Here is a 19,468-nt window from a genome sequence, read left to right as displayed (position 1 = left end):
GGGCGCGTGGTTCACGAACTTTCATTCGATCTTGCTAACGATGTCGCTCTGGCCGTGGCCGGAGGGGTGGATTTCGCTGGAGATTTGCAGGTTAAGGCCAGCGACCTCGGTCCTTTGGCCGAACTCCATCATGCCGGAATCCCGCTCAATAAGCACACCTGGCTCAACGTCGGAAGACATGCCGAACTTATGCGGGCCATGGCCGCGGGCAAAAAATGGTTTTCCGCACCCGGCAATCAGGGCTTCGTTACAATGCCGGAAATCCTGGCGCAGCATAGCGACTGGACTGAGTTTGCCATGCGAGGCAAGAAAGCAGCGGTAGAGGCAGGGTTTGCGCCCGATACGGCCGGCCAGTTGTTCGGCGCAATCGGGGAGCTGCGCGGAAACATAGAAGAGCATAGCGAGAATACCGGATCCGGCTACACCGCTTATGAGGCGAAAGATCGGCTCCAGACGAATGAATCACCAATGAGGCCGTTGGGTCCCAAAGACAACGTCTCGCCCCGGCATGCTACCCGCGCTGGGGCACCTCATTCGGGGACCGACTTGGAGTCCTGGCAGCCTGTCGGTCGTGATTGAAGCAAGACAGTCCGCCAGCCTTTCGTCAGCTATCGCGAGCGCACCCAGTGCTTTTATGACTAACCCGCACACCGGGAGCAGTGCGGGCGCGGCGCGCTGGCGAAAGTCTCACAGGCACCTCACCCGAACCGGTTGGCACTCACGCGGCGCTCCTAGAAGAGTGCGTATGCGTGCAGCGATCTTCCGTGCCTCCTTCGGCCCGAGATTGGGTTTCACGCAATCGAGTATCTCCACCATTGCCTGAGCCTCAGCGGCATTAAATGTCGCGAGTTGGCGAGCTGATGAGCTCAGAGACGGATCGACCGCGCCGGCCTGATTGGCTGCAAGCACCGCAAGCGCTTGCGACTGCAGGGACGTGATGTGCCGCTCGAATATGTGCATCCGTTGGCCCGTACTGGGCCCATGGATTTGAGCCGCTAACTTCGGTGGCCAGCCCGTCCTCGAAGACCGAGGCTGGCCACCTTTGCTCCCGAAAGGCTCAAATTCCCAAGGGGTGCGATCAAGGAGTATCGCTGAGAAGGACTGGAAGCACCTACCTGAATTGGCAGCCGGTCGAATTGACTGCTCCGGTCTAAGCTAGTGCCTCAGGCTTGCAGATTTGGGAGAGACTCAAGTGGCCAAACGCGCACGCATTCGTTACGCCAACAAGACGGGCAGAAAGAATCCTCACGAAAGAATAACACATGTCGGCGGAGTAAACCCCGATGGAAAGCCGTGGAAGCGATCCATCGACCAAGTTGTCAAAGATATCGAGAGCGCCGAATGGGAGTTCTATGTCGAAGAAAATGGACGCAGGGTTGGTGTGGTTGGGGCCACGCACAACGGGCACAAGTACGTCAAGACAACGGCCGACGACATTCAACCAGACAATGTTCTCCCGCTCCTACCCGAGTGCCCCGAATGATCTCAATCTCAGTGACCGTAGGCAGCGCGGGCGCGACTCGACACCGGTCATCAGACGCTGTCGCTGCCACGCCCGCGCTGCCAGTGAAGTTAGCGGCGAAGTGACTGGCGCTTGAAAGTGGACCGATAAGCGCTGTCTCTGCCACGCACCGTTAACTTCAACACGGCCAGCGTTCCGTCTGGTAGCAAAGCCGACCGCGCTCGCTCCCGAGAGGCTTAAATTCCCAAGGGGGCTACCAAACAAGTCGTCGAAAAGTACCGGAGGGCACCTACCTGCACCAGTGGGTTGCCGCATCCCGGCGTGCCTGTCATATTAAACCTCGGCCTGCAACTGTTCGAGCTGGCTGTGCTCATAGGAGTAACCGCCGTGCCTAGGACCGAAGTGGTCGCGGCAACACGTCACGATTATCAACACCGAGTATGGCAAGCCGTTCACGGTCGACGGGTTCTCAGGATGGATGCGGGACGCCATGACGGCGGCCGGGTTCCCGCTCGACTGTAAGTCGCACGGTTTGCACAAGACCCTCGGTCGTCTGCTCGCTGACGCTGGCGCGACCGCCCAGGAAGTGACGCTCGCCGAAGCGGAACGCTACACGCGGGAAGCCGACCGCCGTCGTGATGGCCGTAGTGCAGTCGCAAAGCTGAAAGAAGCTGCGCGAGACGCTCAACAACTTCGGCATCATTCACATCCTCAATGCGCTGTTGCTGGGCCACGCGCTCACCAAGAGCTATTTGTGATTGGTGAAATGTGACCCCGGAAATGTGGATTTGCGCGGCTCTGGCTCGCGATGATGGCGCGCCTGCGGCCATCAGTCGGTACTCGATACCCCGTCTCTGTGAGGTACGCGTACTCACGCTTGCTGTAGAAACCCAGAACGATTACGCGGCTGCCCGGTGGATTGTCGTACATTTCCATAGGCCCTATTTTTACCAACTCGGCGTCATCGAGAAATTTCATTGATAAATCAAAATCGACTTGCGAGGCGCCAGTGACACCGGGGATGTGGTCCGTCAGCTGACTAAAGGGAACACCTACGTAGCCATCGATCAGAGCACTAGAATCCTGCCCTTCGCCGTAAAGATAGGTAGCAATCTCGTCGGCGCCGCGCAGGACACCGTCGACAACGACACGGATGTCGTCGCGTTGGATAAGAACCGTGCGATAGGTCGTGAACGCGGCAATGCACATTGATATCACCGCAACCACCCACCCGGCCCAATCGAGCCAGTGCTTCCTGTGTCGTTTGTCTTCGGATGCCTCTCGCTTGCGATCGTGCCACGCTAACCAGTCTTCGGCGAAGCCGATCGTCATTTCCGTCGTTCCGATCGTAACCGCGCCGGCTGGGCCGGCGTCGGTTTGCGTCAGTCTGTTGCGGACGTTCAGCGGACTTTGCGTTTCCAGTTCTTCGAACCATCGTTTGGCTTGATCTGGCTGCGCCGGGGACCAACGCGAGGCTTCATAGGGAAAGCGGTCGCTCTTCATCAGGCCACCGCCGCGCAGCCGCGTTTCAGTGGCACCTCGTATACTTGCTTTAGCCCAGGGTCCGCGAGGATGGCCTCGCCAGGCAAGAAGTCGCCCACGATGTGCCATTCGAAGCCGCGGCTCGGATCGGGCAGCTTCATCGGATTGAGCACGTAGGCGGTGCGACCGGGACCTTCTCCGAAGGCGCCTCGTTCAACGAATTTCTGCAGTCGGTTCATTCCGTTCCCTTCGCTGTTGCGTTCACTGGCCCAGCGCGACCTGACAGTTGAAACATTCGCTCCACCTCTTCATTCGTTAGATCCTCAAACGTGGGAGCGGCGCGCCGGCCGCGCCGCTGGTGGGAGATGTCGTCATCAATCCAGAGGTTGAGGATTGCGTGATGGTTGGGGCACAGGAACTCGTGCTCGTGGTTGGCGACCGAAAACCCTCGGTCGAACTGCTCGCCCAATGGCACAACATGATGAGCCTGAGAGATGGACTGGAATTTGCCGCAAACGAAGCAGGCTTCGCGTCGCCTAGGTTGGAAGGCCATTCGGGCTGACGCTATCCACCCGCGCTTCCGCGCTGCTTCCTCGGCGCGCGTCTCACGGCTGACTTCATCAATCTTAGCCGCAATCAAATAGCGTCGACGATCGCTCTCACCCTGTGCGCGAGACACCCAATCGTCAAAAAAGATATCATGCGAAGAAAGCCCTAGCCGCCTGAAAGCGGCGACCCGCGATCTTCGATCAGCAGCTGGCCGGCCTCGATAAAGAAGCGGTAGTTCATTGAAGCGGCGCTGGCGTTATTCATCCTCGCCGTGGCCGTGCACCCGTTTCAGTAGCGCGGCGGGCGAGAGCTCCTATTCCGACCCCTGCAAAAGCAATTGTGCCTGCGGTGAACGCGTAGTCAGGTACCATGCTCCGCCCCCGGTTGTGCAAGTGCACATTACACGCGCCGTCATTGGCCGGGCATGCTCCCGCTGGCGTTATCCCCGGCAAATCTCCGCAAGCGTTCGGGGCGTGTTCGTAGCGACGTTGGTATGTCGCCGAGTTATTTTAGAAATTGATATCAGTTATCAAGCCCTTGTATTTAGCTTTCAATCCCCTCAGCGGCACCATTTTGACTATCCCCAGCCTTCGCTAGTTCTCCGTTTCGGCGGCGTCAGGTGGCCCGACTTCGCAAACGCCGCAGCCGGGTCGAATTAGCGCAGGTCCTTCGCGACTGCGTATGAGAATACGCGGCTAAGGGGCGCCCGGCATCGCTTTGTCGTTTCGTACCGGCTCGCTTTCAATGCCGGCCAGTTGCCTCCACGTTGCGAAGCGCCGCCAGCACGTCTGATGACGTGATGGCGCCGGTCTGAAGATGACCGATCTGCGGCCGGACTAGGTCGATAATCCAATTCGGCTTGTCTAAGGTAGTCGCGCTCTTTGACCTCTCGCGCTGCTTGGCGATACTCGCGGTCTGCTGAGATCACGCGTCGGTTTCTTCAACCTCGGCGATACGCTTGCGCAGCGCGGCGACTTGGCGGCGCAGCTTCCATAGCTGGTCGCCGGCCCAATAGGCGCCGCGCTGGGCGATTTCCTTGCGAACGTCGTCCGCTTCCGCGATCTCGCGGCGGATGACGCTGTCAAAGGCTTCGATGATCAGGTCTCGCACGGGTTATTATCACCTTTTAGGAGCGTGCCGGGGCCATCAGATGCCGGCTTTGCCCGCCTCGTTGCTCAAATGCGTAGAGCGCTCTACGATCGTCAGTTACGCCTTCGGCAAACTGCCGGCGCGCAAGATGGCTTCGCATCTTGCTCGGACGCTTTGATGCTCGGTGTGCATGTGCATCGAGTAGATTTCCTCAAGCCCAAGGAAGACGTCTTCAACCGCTCCGGAGTCGCGTGCATTTTCGAGATCCTTTTCGACCCGCGCCAAAATCTTCAACTCTTTGGCGCAAGCTCTGTCTGCCTTCTGTTTTGTTACCGCTTTCACTGTCGTATTCTCCGTCGATCTTCCTGAGATCGAGATAGTCGTCCGGAGCCAGAAATAAGCAACGACAGGCGCTCCCTCGCGCCTTTAGGCTTGCGCCACTGGACATACGCCCGAGGACTCCGGAGTTTGGGGAAAAACTATTCCGCCTGCCGTACGAGGTTTTCTGGACCTCATCGCGACAATAGGAAATGCCATTCGGCCATGTCACCGTTTAAGTTGTATTATTTTGTATAACACGTATTGAGCAATTAGTTATATCGACACACAAAAGGTGCACCGTGTTTGAATCGCGCGATGAAGCGCAGAATCAAACCGAACTCGCAGATGTGGACGGAAAGCGAAGCTGCTCAACTGCTGCGTTGCTCGACGAGCCTCGTGAGACATCTGCCGTTCACTCGTCAGCTCGGGTGTTTATCCAGGCCGTCCCGGCCTCTCACAAGCCGATCTGGAAATATACGTCGCGGCAGTGAAGATCATCAGAGTTCGAATACCCGGAACTGCCAAGGGGTACGCCGTCATACCCGCTGACACGCGCCGCGCGTGCTGCAGACGCGGGGTGCACTGATCTTGCGGCAGACGAACAGCAGCGATTGTCAAAGCTAAGCGGCCTACGCGCCGCTCAAGCAAGTCAGGCAGCGGGAGCGGTTCGAGCGGATAACGGACGTTCGACGACCTTTTTGCGCACGACACAGCCTCGATGCGCCGAAATCCCGCGATGCCGATCAGATAGTCTGCTGAGCACCACGGGGCTCACCAACCGATCGAGGTCGCACTAACGCGCAATGATAGAGTTGCGCCTGCCTAGATTAGCTTTTCGCATCGGCTGCGCCGGGCTGGCGTTGCTCGCCGGTACTGCCGTGCCAGACGCCTCTAGCTGCAATCGGCGGGATGCGCTCGGCACGGCGTGGGTGCTCGCTGTCAATGCCGCACTCTTCCCGCGCGTCGGGCTGAAGAACTTTCCAGAGACGCTTCCTCTGGCGGACTATGAAGTCGTCCTCACCTTCGATGACGGACCGCGGTCGCCGAACACGGATAAGGTGCTGGCTGCGCTCGCACAGGAATGCGCGCGAGCCACGTTCTTTCTGGTCGGCCGATCCTCGGCGGAATTTCCCGAACTCGTGCGGCGTATGGCCGCCCAGGGGCACACCGTAGCGCACCACAGCTGGTCGCATCCGATGATGTCGAAAATCTCGTTCGAGCAGGCGAAAGAGGACATCGAGCGCGGTATCGCCGCGGTCGAAATGGGGCTCAACGGTTTGTCCACCAAAATGCCCTCGACACCGTTCTTCCGGTTCCCCTACTTCGACGCGACACCTGCGACGCTCGATCTCTTGCAGGCGCGCGGAATTGTCGTATTCGGAGCTGACCTTTGGGCGAGCGATTGGGAGAACATAACTCCAGAGCAGGAGCTCACAATCCTGATCGAGCGGCTCGAGGCCGCTCGTAGGGGCATCATTCTGCTGTATGATGCGCAGACGCGGACGGCGGCCATGCTGCCTGCGTTCCTGCGCTACCTGCATCAGAACGGGTATCGGATCGTGCATCTGGTGCCGGCTGCCGCCAAGAGCGCTGAAGCCCCCTTGACGTCTGATCCGCACAGACGAAGACGAGCCATTCATTCCCAGAGGCGGACACAATCTCTCCAGGCACCTACCAACCCTATCAATTGATCAAGCAGACAAACGCATGGCATGCATCCGCGTTGCGTGAAGACCGTCAAGAACGTTGACCTGGGATTTTGGTCGAGAAGGATGAAAAAGGCTGCTCCAGGGCACAATAGTCCTCATATTACTGGCCGCAGCTGTCGGTGGTCTGGCCGCGCGGCTCTGCGAGCGAAGCGGCTCTGACATCGGTTTCAATCGTGGCAGTGGCCGTCGATGCTGGGAATTCGTCAACGCTGGCGATGTGGTCCGTGCGCCGCCTCCTGCCCTGAGGTGTCCTGGTGCGACAACAGAGCCGCCCGGCGGCGAAATCGATTTCCGCTGGCAGATAGCCAACTCGGTGTTCGGCATCGCGGCGAACGGCAACGCGCCACGCTTGGGAAATCAGGGAGAGACAGTCGCCTATTACGGCCGCACGGTTTACACGCCCTCGGTCGTTGAGGTCGCGCTGGCACACGTGCTTTTGTTTGCGCAATTCATGAAGAAGGCGCGCGACGATTACATCGCGACGAAAGGTAAGGGGTTCGACCGGAAGCAATACGAGCGCGATTTCGACGCCCTCATGGATGACCAATTCACCCAGACGATGGGAAACCTGATGAGGCGCGTCGAAAAATTTAGCGGCTTCGAGGGAGCGCTGAAGGACAGGATCTCTGACGCGAAGAAGCGGCGGGATTTCCTGACGCACCATTATTGGCGAGAGCGGAGCATAACTTTGCCACGTCAGCGGGGCGCGAGCGAATGCGCGAGGAGTTGAGTGCAGCTTCCCCCAAAATCCTTCCGGATCAGCTAGCGCACTCGCATGACTTTCCTGATAACGCTCACACCTAAGCCCCCAATGATTGACGGCTTGCTCATTTTGATTCCTTCACAACCACGTTGAGGGTCTGTACCGTCTCGGAGATTGTGTGGTGCTGCGGATCCGCCCAATAGAGTCTTATTATGTGCCGACCAGGCTTGGCAGGTAGATCGAAAACATAGAGATAGCGGCCATCACCAAGCTGGATCAGTTGGTCTGCCATTGGCATTAGCTCGGTTTCGTCCATTGCAACATGCAGATGAACGCTCGGATTGGCAGAGCTCATGGTCATTTCTGCGATGTTATCGTCGGCTTGGAAAACGAAAGCAACACGCTCGCCGATGGTATTACCCGATTGCGGCAGGAGGATCTTCAATGCAGGCAGCCCGCCGGTATTTCCCGATCTCGCAACAGGCGCACCGTCAGACCCGTGCATATGGTGTGTGCCCGGCTCATGGTGTTGTGCGTGGGCTGGAGCCGCGACCAGAGCGCCAGCTACAAGAATCATGCACCGAATGAACTGTTCGAATCGATCGCCAACCCGGCTGGGACGCGATGATATTTGCATGCTTTCCTCCTTTGTTTGCGAGCCCCGAAAGATTTCCACTAGTTCAGTGCACATGTTGAGCGGCTGGCGGGAGAATTTTGGGCTCTCTATTGAGAACTCGGACCCGCGAGATCAGCTCGTCGGAATTTTCCCAACCACATTCGTCCTCCTCCCGCAACCAGCGCGCACGGATGTATCCGAACCTGTCGATTAGGAATTCCATGGAATGTCTTCCCATTTCCAAACGCTTGGGATCTCCACGATTTGTAGTGCTCCGGGAGAGCAGATCGTAACTTTCTCTAACCTCTTGTGCTCCACGCCGGACATTCGGGACGCCCGCCGCCAGCTTTGCGTCCGGCGACACGATAATCGCCCACAATCGTTCTTTCCGGAATCTATTCTGCTCAAGGCGTAGCTGTTCAACGCGCATTGCATCGGACTTTTCGGGAAACACGAGCAGCACATTGCTTTGCTCACGGAAGTCCTTCAGCTCCCTCTCCGCCCCATTTTCGTCCTCTAAGAAAAAATTGGGAGCCCCCAGCCACGGATGATCGGGTACGATTTCAGGCGACAGGAGGCGCGCCTGAAATCCCTCTGAAAACGTCCGCAGGAAGTTGATCACATCCCAGCGGGCCTGTTCGTCCAATACATCAGCAAATCCGGGCATGCCGCTTTTTGGAATTCCATGGCTAAGCCACCAAAACATGTCGCCGGCCGTGTGCAGCGCAGTATGCGGTTCGCTCAAATTCGCGGGCGGCTTGGGAAGGGTCGATGCCGCCGGACCATCGCCAAGCCCTCCGCTGCCGTGGCAATCCGCACAATTCTGGGCAAATAGACGCTTTCCATTGGTTATTGATATCGTCGAATAGGCAACCGACGGGCGGCGGTAAGTATCGGGATAGGCTTGCACGGATATCTGCGACAGACCGCCTACGACCGAAATAACGGCGGCGGCGCTTGCTGCAACTGCTTTTACCTTTTGCGGCTTTCTCAAACAAACGAGCAGGCCCCAGAAGAGTGACAATAGTGCTAGTGAGAAGGCGCCCGCCGCGATAACGGGCGTCGGCCACGCCGGCCACGTGGCCTCGATCGAAAAGCGAAACGGCAGCCACCAGATGGGCTGATCATGTCGTGCTGGTATGACTGAAGAGAGCGCGGCTGCGCAGCCGACGATCAGAACACCGCAAAATAATTCAGTTGCTGCCCATCCAGCTCCTGCAAGAAAAGCCGCGGGTTTTGCTCCTACGGTTTCCATGACGGGTAGGAAGCGCGTGCGAATCCGATTGGCCACCAACAGGATGCATGCAAGTAGAGCAAGCTTCGTTATAATTAGTTGACCGTAGGTCGTGCCAAGCCACTCGCCAGCCGAACTAGCTGAGCTAAACGCGAGCACCAAACCTGATGTGACGACGACGACCACGAAACCGATTGCTAGTTGGGAGAAACGTCGCAGCGTCGCTGCGACATAAACGCGCCGAGTCTCCGTGGGGGTGACAGCGACCGAAGCCACCAGCCAGATCCAAGCCGGTAAGGCCCCAAGCCAAGCAGAAACCGCGAGCACGTGAAGTTGATAGGTCGGAACGAGCCAACGGCTGTCGTCTTCCCCGGCGGCGTGTCCAGCAAGTGGACCAATCAGCGCGATCAGTGCTGCTGTCCCGGCTGTCACGATTGAAGCTGAACGTTGCTGCTCCCTCGACCTGCCGCGAATTAGGATCGCTGTCGGCAGCAGCAAAACAAGAGAGAGCGCTAACCTTGCAAGCGTGATCCGACCGTAATGTGTGTCAAATCCGAAGTTTTCCAGCGTCTGGCCAGACGCTACTATCTCCGGTAGTGCCATATCTGTCGCAACCACGACTTGAGCGATAAATAACCCAGCGGTAGCGAAGAGGTGAATGCTGGCTGCCCAGAGAAAGCTCACCTTCACTCGTCTTTGCCAAGCGGCAAGGAACGGATCGGAAGACGGCCCTGCCAGCAACAGAAAGAGTACTCCGCCTATGACCCATGCAAGCGCAATGTCAGCGATGGCCTTGCACAGAGCTGGAAACAATACCGTCATTCCGCATGCCTAACGTTCCTCGACGGTGAACTGATAGCCGTAGTCCACCACATGCCCGTCTTGCGAGAGCACGCGGTAATGAACCGAATAGCTGCCTGGTCTAATGTCAGATACTGCCGTTACCATACACTTCGGATCATTGCCTGCTTTCAAATCGCCGAGCGTTAGCGACTGACCGTTGGCGTTCTTGAGCTCCACTTTCGAAAACTTGAGCTCTATGCGTTCGTTGAAGCACAGTTCGATCTGCTGCGGCGAATGAGCTAACACTGCCCGGCTCGCGGGATCGGACTTCACGAGAGCGGCATGTGCAGAGACAGCTGTCGGCAGGCACACGAGGCCAACGCACAGCAACGTGATGCCAAGCGCTGATACCGGACGCCTGCTTGCGGACGAGAGTTCTTTTACCGTCCCTTGAATCAGCCTAGTTCGCGCCCTGCCGGTGCCGGCGGTCAAGTTTGGCGTGCCAGCATGATCAAGTGATGGCCCCGTCGCTACTCGGATGCAATCGCTCTTGTTTCCGTGTTTTTCGTGAGACATGCGTGTGCCCCTTATTGCAAGTCAGCGGTCGACAAAGTGATAGCCTAGGTTTCCTTCCGCAACGTGGAGTACCAAAACATGGCGGCCCCGGCTGCCAGCGTTCCTAGAACGATTGCGAAACTGTCCCTATATCGGACCCAAATCCCGTTGCCGTAACCAACCGAAAACGGAAATCTCGATACGTATTTCGGTCCGTCGCCGACTGTCACGAGGCCCACAAAGCGCCCGGATTCGGGGAACGTGTACTGAAACGATAGTGAGCCTGTCGGATATTTTTTTGGCGGGATTCGAAGGACGGCCTCGCTGTCTACGTCGTTGCCGGCGTCTCGCAACAACCGCACCTCGATGGGCAGATCACGTAGCACATCGCCGATGGTATCCAAGACGATGACGGTGCGGCCGATTTCCGGAATGTCCTCGCAAAACTCCTGATTCCCCTGCTTGACCGGCTGGTATCCGGTAAAATGCATCATATAGGGCCCTGCGCGAAGCTTGCACACGTCTTTCTCCATCGATACTCCCCCGTGTGCAATCGCTGGCCGCGCCCCACCGCAGTCTAGGATGAGGAGCAAAGATGGAATTCCAAGCACTGCGGCTTTTACGGTGTTCAACCCGCACCTCCTGTCGGATTCTCAGCCGTGCGGTTGTCGGGATCGGTGAATACAGGGACCATGGGGCCGCTGACGTTTGAGATTGTCCGCTTGCCGTGCTCGTCATAGAAGAACAACAGTCCTCCCAACGTGTTGTCCGGATCGTTGATCAGGCTACTCAAGCGCTCCGTCTCCCATGCCGCGTCGGCCGCTTCGATATCGACTGTCTTCGTTTCACCCGGCTTGAGCGGTCGGCTGTCGCTCACCTTTAGCCCATTCGGAGGAAGCAATTCCTTGGGGTAATTCGGATCCACCGTCGCCATTGCCTGGCTAACCTCATGGTTGATGAAGCGCTGATTGGAAGTTAAGAGCTCGCCAAGCTGTGCTGACGAGCTCCCATTGTTCGTCAGTGTCACGTTCATACGAAGCGAGCGGCCAGGGACGTCATAGTTTGACTTGTTGACCGCAACTTTGACCTGCTCAGGCACTTCCGGTAGGGGCTCGACGGTTGCGCGGGACCCTTGCAGCGGCACCGTCCTTGGATAAGCGGTGTCGGTCGCCTGAAAGCCGAAGAATACGATGAGAATCGTCGCCACGAGCAAACCGGCCCCGAATAGGCGATCGGTGCTGGTAACGAGCTGAGATCGATCGCCGCCTTTTTCCGTCAACGCGCGAAAACGAGGCAGCAGGAGCGGCCGGCGCAACCACCAGACAAGCCACACGATGGCGATCGCAACCCACAAGCCATGCCAGAAGAACACCCTGCCAAGGCCCCAGGTTTCGAGATTGTCGATAGTCTCGCCACTGAGAGTTTTGATTGAAAGCTTGAAGTCGCTTTCGTTCCCCGTCACCGTCAGCCAGTTTCCCGGTCCGAGCAGCGGCCCGGCTCCCATCACGTTGATCATCGGATGGACGTGATGGTGGCCTGGCACTCGTCCTTTGAGCACTGTTTTGAATTCATAGTCCCGGTTCAACTCCAGTTTGGTGGACTGAATTGCAGGGACGCCATTAATGTAGCTCTCGGTTCGGGCTAGCACCGGGCCCGGCGTCCCGTTTCCCAGAAAGGCCGCTTCGGGAAGGGGTAGGTTGACTGGCCAGATCGGGAAGAGTCGGAACTTGCCGGTGACAACGATTTCACCGTTCACGGGAGTTTCGTTCGTGCTCCACTTCACATCGTAAAAATGAGCCGTTCGCATCCGCAGAAACGGCTCCTGATTACGCTCACCATGCGCCAGAGCAGCATCTGGGACGAAGATCAGTATTCCGATCTGCATGATCGCCGCCGCTGCCGATAAGACTACACGCACGCATGAGCTTTCGTGGAAACAGAATGTTCTCATTTGGAGTCCTCCACAGTCCCAGCAGAATCATTCGGCTGCGACGGAGCGCCCTTGCAGGCTGGTACCGTCTATCGCTTTTTGGGCTGCCTCAGCTGGCTCATCCTTATCGGTGAGCCCCATGAAATGCTTCAGGGCGTTTGGCGTCGTTACCACACGAGCGAGGAGCATTCCGATATGCCACCACGCCAAATACATCAGTATGGATACGAACGCCGAGAAAAAGGACGCGATAATGGCTGAGTGGCCACCAAAAGTTCGAAGCGTGCCCCGCTCTATCAGCCGGATATACTCAGGCAGCGCGGTGCGGGTGAATGCATAGCTGATGTAATCGCCCACGGAAACAAGCTGCCCCATCACTTCTACGGGTAGCCGATATGGCGCCAGCCAAAACCAGTTAGTCGGGTAGAAAAGCAGTGCGAATGCAAAGGCGCCGGACATCGCCGTGAACAGAAAATTCCCGGTCAGCAAAAGAGCGACATCGAGGACTAGTGCGCCAGGTATCAGCAGCGCTGGAATGACCTCGCTCATCGGAAAGTACGACCACAGGTGGAAACCGAAATATCGATTTATCCACTGACCGAACAGAAGACAAACGACCGCAAATGTAGCGGCGATTGGAAGTCTAAATTTCGTCCAAAACACATACTGCAAAGCTGCAGGGAATGTTATGGCCATAATTGGAGTCAGGGTGACCCACCACTGTCTGTCTTTCCAATCGATCCACATATCCCAGTCCCCTGCGGTCAGCATGTAATGCAGGTGGAATGCGCCGGAGACGGCCAGAAAAAGGATAGCGGCGACGAGAAGGTCAAACACTCTTGAGATTCTTGCTGACTCTTTAGGCCATTCGAGGCCATACAGTCTCACAGACGTTCCTCCTTGCATGGCTTCCTCCTAATTCTTTACCGAGTTGAGATCGACCTTCCTGGAAGCCGACGCCCGACTGATTACAAGACGGCAGCTTTGCATGCCGGGCTGTCCGCGATTAATGGTTCATAAGCGGTTTCAGCGCTGGGTGGCGACCGAAGCTTGGTCCTCTTGAGAAAGCCGCCCGATCACTTCAAGCATGTGCATCGCGATCTGGATCAGGAGCCCACCCAAGGCCAGCACACTCCAGCCCATCACGACAAAACCCCAGTGCAAGGGATAGGAGAACACCTCTTCCATCAGGAAGAAGGCATGACCCCACTCGTTGTAGCCCAAGTTCGGCAATATTAGAAACGGACCTACAACCGCGAGCACGAATGGAATTGAGATCTGCGTTGCGAACTTCGGCAGCCTCGTCATCGCGTACAGAAATGATCCCACGCCAAACAGCACGTAGAGTGGCATGGTGCCGTAGAACAGCACGATGTGACTTGGCGTGAAGCTTGTATCCCGGACCACAACCTGATGCCATGAGGCGTCCTGCTCGGCAAAGAAGCTGGTAGCGAACCAGACGCAAAAGGCATAGACGAAGTTGAACAGGACCAGATTGAAGTAGCGCCGGAGCTCTTCCCGCGGTTTGAGCGCGCCAAGATTGCGGTCTCGCGTGAACCATAGATACGCCCAGGTCACCACCCAGAGCAAAGGGATGACGCTAAGCTCAACCTTCAGCAACGTCATCCAGGCGGCATCGAACGCGGGCTCAGTCGAATCCAGGCCGGCACTCCAAGCATAGACCTGCTGAAAGATGCGCCAGAACACCATCAGCGCTAGCACCGCCAGAGTGACTCCTGCTGCAAGTTTGAAATTCCCCAACGGCTGAGTACGGTCCTCAGCGGCAGACTTGGCGCTATGAGTTATCGTGATCGACATCTTGTCTCCTCCTGGAGATTGCCTAAGGTGTGATGTTGTCTACGAGGGTGATGCTCACTCCGATCGTTGACCGAAAGGATATGATCTGTCTTCAAGCTCCCAGCTTTCTGGTTACCTCCTTGAGGCGGCCATTCTCGTCTCTCCTAATCTCTCCTAAATCTGCAAGTCCTGAAGGACCAGCATAGACCAACGGTTGGATTCGGCGGCCACCAATCCAGGTAGGTGCGGTGCAGTCTTTCTCCGCGATACCCCTTGCTCCCACCCTGAGAATTGAGCCTCCGCCATCAACTGGAATTTCGCATTCACAGCATGGAAGACGATCAGCGGACCGAACTCGGTGGCGCAGCTGAGCATCATATGCGGTGCGTCTCGTCGTCCATCACCAGCGCTGGTTACCATTCCCGGCCGTTTTGCTCCCTTAGACATCACGAAGGTTGGCCAATATACAACCTGACGCTGCGTAAGCTTCAAGCCCCTTCGGTGTGGCAAGTGCCACCTTCGCCTTGAAAGCCGGAGTGTGGTTCCGCCGTGCTCGTCTGCTCATCGTCTCTCCTGATTCGCGGGTCAATCTTGCCCGCCGTCAGGCAGAAACTCCACTTATCGCGCTGTTCAGATTTGCGGGACCAGCTCAGAGAATACGGCCTCATCCTCAGGGTAATTGAGGTGAACGCGATCTACGATCGCGTTCACAGATGGAAGATCTTCGCACTCCATTGCTCGCCAAGGCATGCAATGCACTTTCAGTGATTTATTAACCGCTGTTCACTAGCATCAAATGCTGGCGGGCAACAGTACACGCCCTGACGCTCGGCTGCTCAATCCGTGAGCGGAACAGACTCTAGTCCTTTTGCCCCGAGGTCGTATGCGCCGTATAGATGGGCCGATGCGGGGCCCTTGGGGAAAGAGGAGCAGAACTGCTCAAAGTCGCGGAAACCTTCATTGCCAATCCCGAGCCAAGCCCCTGCCAGGGGGGAGGAGTAGAGACTCGACGGGAAGCACCTACAGCGGACATCGCCGGGTGAAGGGATAGTCCAGACCACGAACGCCGGAAGGGTGACAGGCGACGCGATCGGATCATGAAGCGTTTCAAATCGTCCCGTCAGGCTCAACTTTTCTGTCAGTTCATGATCAGGTCGCGAACCTTTTCCACATCCTCTCTCTCGGAGCCGTCACTGCCGACTTCCGTCGTGGTTCGCGCGAGCGAGCCTTTGCGACTTGGCGCGAGATCTCCACGACAAGCGCTCGCCGAACCTCGACCTTGGGGCTGCTCCAATTCGTTAACTTGACGGTGCCGCCTTGACGAATCTCCGCGAGCGGCGCCTATATGTAGCCCGTCACGGTCTTCCATTCCCGCATCTCGTAGGATGGAAGCTAAGAGGGAACCCGGTGCGCCGGCAACGGCTATTCCGAGGCTGCCCCCGCAACTGTAAGCGGCGAGCGGTTGTCATCATGGTCACTGGCGCGACAGCGCTGGGAAGGCCGACAGCCGCAGCGACCCGCGAGCCAGGAGACCTGCCGCGACAGAACGAACGTCCTCGGGCGGGGTGCCCCGGTGGGTTGCTTGCAACTGGTGATATTTGCCCGGTCTCCTCGCAAGTCGTCCGCACGGCCCCCCAGCCTCAAACATCGCGGGGTTGCCGATGTCGCCGTCTTACGATTTCGATCAGCATGGTCATCTCATCGAGATGCCGAGTGTGCGGCCGCTCCCAGCGCAGGCCAAGCCTACCACGCCTGAGCTGTGTCTTGTGCAGCCGCCGCCATCGCCGGCTCCGCTGCCAAGGCCCCTCGCGCCATCGCCAAGGCCGTCTGACCTCACGCTCGATCGGTCGCGCGACAACCTGCTGACGTCGTTCGGCAAGCTGACGCTGACCGACCGTTATCTGCTCGCCGGCGAAAGCCTCCAGGACATGTTCGCCCGGGTGTCTTGCGCCTTCGCGGACGATGTTGCGCATGCCCAACGTCTGTATGATGGGATGTCTCGACTGTGGTTCATGCCGGCCACACCGGTGCTCTCCAACGGCGGCACCCCGCGCGGCCTGCCGATCTCGTGCTTCCTTAACTCGGTGTCGGACTCGCTCGAAGGCATCGTCGGCACCTGGAACGAGAACGTCTGGCTTGCCTCCAACGGCGGCGGCATCGGCACCTACTGGGGGAATGTTCGCTCGATCGGCGAGAAAGTGAGGGGCGGCGTCACCTCGGGCATCATCCCGTTCATCCACGTCATGGACGGCCTGACGCTGGCGATCAGCCAGGGCTCGTTGCGGCGCGGCTCGGCGGCGGTCTATCTCGATATCCACCATCCCGAGATCGAGGAGTTCCTCGAGATCCGCAAGGCGTCCGGCGACTTCAACCGCAAGAGCCTCAACCTACATCACGGCATCAACGTCACCGACGAGTTCATGCGTGCCGTGGGTGCCGGCACCACGTTCGCTCTGCGCAGCCCGAAGACTAACGAGGTCGTCCGCGAGATCGATGCCCGCCAGCTGTGGCAACGTATCCTTGAGAACCGGCTGCAGACGGGCGAGCCTTATCTCTTGTTCATCGACACCGTGAACCGCGCGCTCCCCAAGCACCAGCGCGAGCTCGGCCTCAAGGTCTCGACCTCCAACCTGTGCAGCGAGATTACGCTGCCGACCGGCATCGATCATCGCGACGAGGAGCGCACCGCGGTGTGCTGCCTGTCGTCGCTCAACCTCGAGACCTGGGACCAGTGGAATAAGGAGCCCGGCTTCATCGAGGACGTCATGCGCCTCCTCGACAACGTGCTCACCCACTTCATCACAGTGGCGCCGGACGGCATGAAGCGTGCCCGCTACGCCGCCCTGCGCGAACGCTCCGTTGGCCTCGGCGTCATGGGCTTCCACTCGTTTCTCCAGGCCAAGGGCATTCCGATGGAGAGTGTCCTGGCCAAGTCGTTCAATCTGAACATGTTCCGAAAAATCCGTCGCGATGCCGACGCGGCATCCGTGGCGCTCGCTCGCGAGCGTGGCCCGTGCCCGGATGCCCTGGAACGCGGCGTGATGGCGCGCTTCAGCCACAAGATAGCGATCGCGCCGACCGCCTCGATAAGCATCATCTGCGGCGGCACCAGCGCCTGCACCGAGCCAATCCCGGCCAACATCTACACCCACAAGACGCTATCCGGCGCCATCTCGGTGCGTAATCCGCATCTCGCCAAGGTGCTGGCCGCCAAGGGCGCCGACACCTCGGCGACCTGGCAGTCGATCATCGCGCACGAGGGGTCGGTCGCCCATCTCGACATCCTGTCGGAGCACGAGAAAGCGATCCTTCGCACCGCCTTTGAGGTCGACCAGCGCTGGATCGTCGAGCTTGCCGCCGATCGCGCCCCATTCATTTGCCAGAGCCAGTCGATCAACCTCTATCTGCCGGCCGACGTCGATAAGTGGGACCTCCACATGCTGCACTGGACGGCATGGAAGCGTGGGGTGAAGAGCCTCTACTACTGCCGTTCAAAATCGATCTCGCGCGCGGCGTTCGCCGGCAAGATTGCCGAGGATGACACGGCAACGCCGGCGCCGCAGCGCACCGACTATGAGGAGTGCCTCGCATGTCAATGATCGATCTGTCGTCCGTCGATCCGCGCACGCTGATCGGCAAGGGGCGCGTCGGCCTCCTTGATTCGACCGGCAGCTATGACGTCGATCGCTACGCCTGGGCTTACGAGTTCTGGAAGCGCCAGCAGCAGACCCACTGGATGGGCGAAGAGGTACCGCTCGGCACCGACCTCAAGGACTGGGCGTCGGACCGCGTCACCGCCAACGAGCGTGCGCTGCTTACCCAGATCTTCCGTTTTTTCACTCAGTCGGACATCGAGGTCGGCGACAACTATCTCAAGCGCTACATCCCGATCTTCCAGCCGCTCACCGTCCAGATGATGATGGCCGCTTTCACCAATATGGAGACGGTTCATATCGACGCCTATGCGCTGCTGCTCAAGACGCTTGGTATGCCCAAGACCGAGTTTGAGGCATTCCGCGGCTATGCGCAGATGCGCGCCAAGGCGGACTACATGCACGAATTCGGCGTCGACACCGTGGCCGATGTCGCCCGCACCCTGGCGATGTTCGGAGCCTTCACCGAAGGCATGGCCTTGTTCGCGAGCTTCGCCATGCTGCTCAACTTCCCGCGCCACAACAAGATGAACGGCATGGGACAGATCGTAAGCTGGTCAGTGCGCGACGAGAGTCTCCACTGCGAGGGCATCATCAAGTTATTTCACGAATGGCACCGCGAAACCGGCGCGGTGACGCGCTCCGTCCGCGACGACATTGTCGACGTCGCCAAGACCATGGTGAACCTGGAGGAGAACTTCGTCGAGCTCGCCTTCGGCCTTGGCAAGATCGAGGGCATGCTGCCTGAGCACATCCACGCCTACGTCCGCTACGTCGCCGACTGGCGACTGACCCAGCTCCGGATTGCCCCGGTCTTCGGCTTCTTCGAGGCGAAGGAGGGCGGGTTCACACAGCTCAAGGCGCATCCGCTGCCGTGGCTCGTCGAGATTCTCAATGGCGTCGAGCACGCCAATTTCTTCGAGCAGCGCGCCACGGAGTACTCCAAGGCGGCGAGCCGCGGCAGCTGGGACGGCGAAAACGGGGTGTGGGCGGCTTTCGGCCGTATCTAGCCCGTCTTTATTCATGAAGGGCCTGTGGGTGGCTAGCGAGTGTGGTGTAAGCCGCTGATGGGACGTGGGATTCGGTTGCTGAGACCAATTCTGCGCTGACATCATCGAGGCAACCACACCGGCCATGGTCGACGATACGATTCTGCCCTTCCTGTTTCCAGCGGTCAGGCGCAAGACGATCACAGCCGCCTTTGATGGTGGGCGGCTGTTTTCAGCGGCTATGATGTGGAGGGCTCCGCGACCCGAACCCGCTCGAATGCGACAGGGGACCAGAGGGAGTCGGTTGTGAAGAACACGCAAGCCGTTGAGAGAGAATCGATTTTTGGCGAACAGACATGGTTCTGTTCGCAGGATTTCGGCGGGTGAGCCCGCAGTTTCTTGCAAATTGCTCTTGGGCGATCGCTGTGATTCTGTCGCGGCGGGCTAATCAACGACGGGCAATTGCAATGCGGCCGAAGGCGCGGCGGGAGAGCGGACAGAACGATCTGTTCAAGGCGAGGCTCGATCAAATCGTCGATCCGGACCATGCGCTGGTCAGACTGTCGGGCTCGATCGACTGGCGGTTCCTCGAAGAC

General features: G+C 58.4%; 21 protein-coding genes, 1 pseudogene and 1 riboswitch. Of the genes and pseudogenes, 9 read left to right on the top strand and 13 right to left on the bottom strand.

Annotation, left to right across the window (positions count from 1 at the left end; translation table 11 throughout):
* The first annotated feature begins 6 nt into the window (after positions 1-6).
* Positions 7-579: a hypothetical protein gene (locus tag E4K64_RS36685; protein WP_126261858.1), complete on the top strand. Its 573-nt coding sequence runs from the start codon at positions 7-9 to the stop codon at positions 577-579.
* Between the two features lie 613 nt (positions 580-1,192).
* On the top strand, positions 1,193-1,483 hold the full coding sequence (locus E4K64_RS36675) for a DUF3892 domain-containing protein (RefSeq protein ID WP_126261860.1): 291 nt from the start codon (positions 1,193-1,195) through the stop codon (positions 1,481-1,483).
* A 448-nt stretch (positions 1,484-1,931) separates the two neighbouring features.
* Here E4K64_RS36675 and E4K64_RS40765 read toward each other — a convergent pair whose 3' ends face one another.
* From E4K64_RS40765 to E4K64_RS36660, 3 genes are read right to left on the bottom strand one after another with little or no spacing between them, the layout of a single operon-like run.
* Positions 1,932-2,162 (bottom strand): hypothetical protein, encoded by a 231-nt coding sequence (locus tag E4K64_RS40765; RefSeq protein ID WP_164719109.1) that lies wholly within the window; start codon positions 2,160-2,162, stop codon positions 1,932-1,934.
* Between the two features lie 38 nt (positions 2,163-2,200).
* Positions 2,201-2,965: a hypothetical protein gene (locus E4K64_RS36665; RefSeq protein ID WP_126261861.1), complete on the bottom strand. Its 765-nt coding sequence runs from the start codon at positions 2,963-2,965 to the stop codon at positions 2,201-2,203.
* On the bottom strand, positions 2,965-3,183 hold the full coding sequence (locus tag E4K64_RS36660; protein WP_135167512.1) for a hypothetical protein: 219 nt from the start codon (positions 3,181-3,183) through the stop codon (positions 2,965-2,967). The genes E4K64_RS36665 and E4K64_RS36660 overlap by 1 nt, the downstream gene beginning before the upstream one ends.
* Positions 3,184-3,344: 161 nt before the next feature.
* On the opposite strand from E4K64_RS36660, the gene E4K64_RS40760 reads away from it, so the two are divergent.
* Positions 3,345-3,506 (top strand): hypothetical protein, encoded by a 162-nt coding sequence (locus tag E4K64_RS40760; RefSeq protein WP_164719110.1) that lies wholly within the window; start codon positions 3,345-3,347, stop codon positions 3,504-3,506.
* A gap of 728 nt (positions 3,507-4,234) precedes the next feature.
* On the opposite strand, the gene E4K64_RS41990 is transcribed toward E4K64_RS40760, so the two are convergent.
* The 3 genes from E4K64_RS41990 to E4K64_RS36650 all read right to left on the bottom strand — a co-directional run bounded on the left by E4K64_RS41990 (position 4,235) and on the right by E4K64_RS36650 (position 4,924).
* On the bottom strand, positions 4,235-4,399 hold the full coding sequence (locus E4K64_RS41990) for a phage integrase central domain-containing protein (RefSeq protein ID WP_430642568.1): 165 nt from the start codon (positions 4,397-4,399) through the stop codon (positions 4,235-4,237).
* A gap of 18 nt (positions 4,400-4,417) precedes the next feature.
* Positions 4,418-4,603, bottom strand: coding sequence for a hypothetical protein (locus E4K64_RS36655; protein ID WP_126261863.1), 186 nt, complete (start codon positions 4,601-4,603; stop codon positions 4,418-4,420).
* Positions 4,604-4,699: 96 nt separating this feature from the next.
* Entirely contained in the window at positions 4,700-4,924 is a 225-nt protein-coding gene (locus tag E4K64_RS36650; protein WP_126261864.1) for a hypothetical protein, read from the bottom strand.
* A 782-nt stretch (positions 4,925-5,706) separates the two neighbouring features.
* Between E4K64_RS36650 and E4K64_RS40755 the strand changes: the two genes are divergently transcribed.
* Both E4K64_RS40755 and E4K64_RS36640 read left to right on the top strand, forming a co-directional pair.
* Positions 5,707-6,594, top strand: coding sequence for a polysaccharide deacetylase family protein (locus tag E4K64_RS40755; protein WP_126261865.1), 888 nt, complete (start codon positions 5,707-5,709; stop codon positions 6,592-6,594).
* Positions 6,595-6,829: 235 nt separating this feature from the next.
* A complete protein-coding gene (locus tag E4K64_RS36640; protein WP_126261866.1) occupies positions 6,830-7,342 on the top strand; it encodes a hypothetical protein in 513 nt (170 codons plus the stop codon).
* 97 nt (positions 7,343-7,439) lie between these two features.
* On the opposite strand, the gene E4K64_RS36635 is transcribed toward E4K64_RS36640, so the two are convergent.
* The 7 genes from E4K64_RS36635 to amoC all read right to left on the bottom strand — a co-directional run bounded on the left by E4K64_RS36635 (position 7,440) and on the right by amoC (position 14,251).
* Positions 7,440-7,952 carry a hypothetical protein gene (locus tag E4K64_RS36635; RefSeq protein WP_126261867.1) on the bottom strand — a complete coding sequence of 171 codons (513 nt, stop codon included), beginning with the start codon at positions 7,950-7,952 and terminating at the stop codon, positions 7,440-7,442.
* Between the two features lie 43 nt (positions 7,953-7,995).
* Positions 7,996-9,987, bottom strand: coding sequence for a c-type cytochrome (locus tag E4K64_RS36630; protein ID WP_126261868.1), 1,992 nt, complete (start codon positions 9,985-9,987; stop codon positions 7,996-7,998).
* 9 nt (positions 9,988-9,996) lie between these two features.
* Positions 9,997-10,524 (bottom strand): copper resistance CopC family protein, encoded by a 528-nt coding sequence (locus E4K64_RS36625; RefSeq protein ID WP_126261869.1) that lies wholly within the window; start codon positions 10,522-10,524, stop codon positions 9,997-9,999.
* 44 nt (positions 10,525-10,568) lie between these two features.
* Entirely contained in the window at positions 10,569-11,036 is a 468-nt protein-coding gene (locus E4K64_RS36620; RefSeq protein WP_126261870.1) for a hypothetical protein, read from the bottom strand.
* A gap of 95 nt (positions 11,037-11,131) precedes the next feature.
* Positions 11,132-12,454: a bacterial ammonia monooxygenase, subunit AmoB gene (gene amoB / locus E4K64_RS36615; protein WP_126261871.1), complete on the bottom strand. Its 1,323-nt coding sequence runs from the start codon at positions 12,452-12,454 to the stop codon at positions 11,132-11,134.
* Positions 12,455-12,481: 27 nt separating this feature from the next.
* Positions 12,482-13,339 carry a bacterial ammonia monooxygenase, subunit AmoA gene (gene amoA / locus E4K64_RS36610; protein ID WP_126261872.1) on the bottom strand — a complete coding sequence of 286 codons (858 nt, stop codon included), beginning with the start codon at positions 13,337-13,339 and terminating at the stop codon, positions 12,482-12,484.
* Between the two features lie 120 nt (positions 13,340-13,459).
* Positions 13,460-14,251: a bacterial ammonia monooxygenase, subunit AmoC gene (gene amoC / locus E4K64_RS36605; RefSeq protein WP_126261873.1), complete on the bottom strand. Its 792-nt coding sequence runs from the start codon at positions 14,249-14,251 to the stop codon at positions 13,460-13,462.
* A 1,058-nt stretch (positions 14,252-15,309) separates the two neighbouring features.
* Between amoC and E4K64_RS36600 the strand changes: the two are divergent.
* The 4 genes and pseudogenes from E4K64_RS36600 to E4K64_RS36585 form a co-directional block, all read left to right on the top strand.
* Positions 15,310-15,551 (top strand): annotated as a pseudogene (locus tag E4K64_RS36600) (hypothetical protein); the annotation flags it as partial.
* Positions 15,552-15,571: 20 nt separating this feature from the next.
* Positions 15,572-15,785, top strand: a riboswitch (cobalamin riboswitch).
* Positions 15,786-15,891: 106 nt separating this feature from the next.
* Positions 15,892-17,829 (top strand): ribonucleoside-diphosphate reductase subunit alpha, encoded by a 1,938-nt coding sequence (locus tag E4K64_RS36595; RefSeq protein ID WP_126262221.1) that lies wholly within the window; start codon positions 15,892-15,894, stop codon positions 17,827-17,829.
* Positions 17,820-18,893: a ribonucleotide-diphosphate reductase subunit beta gene (locus E4K64_RS36590; RefSeq protein ID WP_205680580.1), complete on the top strand. Its 1,074-nt coding sequence runs from the start codon at positions 17,820-17,822 to the stop codon at positions 18,891-18,893. Before E4K64_RS36595 ends, E4K64_RS36590 begins: the two co-directional genes overlap by 10 nt.
* 335 nt (positions 18,894-19,228) lie before the next feature.
* Positions 19,229-19,468, top strand: a 240-nt coding sequence (locus tag E4K64_RS36585) for a hypothetical protein (protein ID WP_135167358.1), incomplete at its 3' end; no start/stop codon positions are given.

The sequence above is a fragment of the Bradyrhizobium frederickii genome, from assembly GCF_004570865.1.
In the GTDB taxonomy this organism is placed as follows: domain Bacteria; phylum Pseudomonadota; class Alphaproteobacteria; order Rhizobiales; family Xanthobacteraceae; genus Bradyrhizobium; species Bradyrhizobium frederickii.
The sequence above is the reverse complement of the archived record's forward strand: the minus strand, read 5'-3'. Positions and strand labels throughout refer to the sequence as shown.

Bases quoted from the DNA above. Each gene is read 5' to 3' on its own strand.
- E4K64_RS40765 (WP_164719109.1), bottom strand. From the start codon at position 2,162: ATGCCGAAGTTGTTGAGCGTCTCGCGCAGCTTCTTTCAGCTTTGCGAC.
- E4K64_RS36665 (WP_126261861.1), bottom strand. From the start codon at position 2,965: ATGAAGAGCGACCGCTTTCCCTATGAAGCCTCGCGTTGGTCCCCGGCG.
- E4K64_RS36660 (WP_135167512.1), bottom strand. From the start codon at position 3,183: ATGAACCGACTGCAGAAATTCGTTGAACGAGGCGCCTTCGGAGAAGGT.
- E4K64_RS40760 (WP_164719110.1), top strand. From the start codon at position 3,345: ATGGTTGGGGCACAGGAACTCGTGCTCGTGGTTGGCGACCGAAAACCC.
- E4K64_RS40755 (WP_126261865.1), top strand. From the start codon at position 5,707: ATGATAGAGTTGCGCCTGCCTAGATTAGCTTTTCGCATCGGCTGCGCC.
- E4K64_RS36635 (WP_126261867.1), bottom strand. From the start codon at position 7,952: ATGCAAATATCATCGCGTCCCAGCCGGGTTGGCGATCGATTCGAACAG.
- E4K64_RS36630 (WP_126261868.1), bottom strand. From the start codon at position 9,987: ATGACGGTATTGTTTCCAGCTCTGTGCAAGGCCATCGCTGACATTGCG.
- E4K64_RS36625 (WP_126261869.1), bottom strand. From the start codon at position 10,524: ATGTCTCACGAAAAACACGGAAACAAGAGCGATTGCATCCGAGTAGCG.
- E4K64_RS36620 (WP_126261870.1), bottom strand. From the start codon at position 11,036: ATGGAGAAAGACGTGTGCAAGCTTCGCGCAGGGCCCTATATGATGCAT.
- amoB (WP_126261871.1), bottom strand. From the start codon at position 12,454: ATGAGAACATTCTGTTTCCACGAAAGCTCATGCGTGCGTGTAGTCTTA.
- amoA (WP_126261872.1), bottom strand. From the start codon at position 13,339: ATGCAAGGAGGAACGTCTGTGAGACTGTATGGCCTCGAATGGCCTAAA.
- amoC (WP_126261873.1), bottom strand. From the start codon at position 14,251: ATGTCGATCACGATAACTCATAGCGCCAAGTCTGCCGCTGAGGACCGT.
- E4K64_RS36595 (WP_126262221.1), top strand. From the start codon at position 15,892: ATGTCGCCGTCTTACGATTTCGATCAGCATGGTCATCTCATCGAGATG.
- E4K64_RS36590 (WP_205680580.1), top strand. From the start codon at position 17,820: ATGTCAATGATCGATCTGTCGTCCGTCGATCCGCGCACGCTGATCGGC.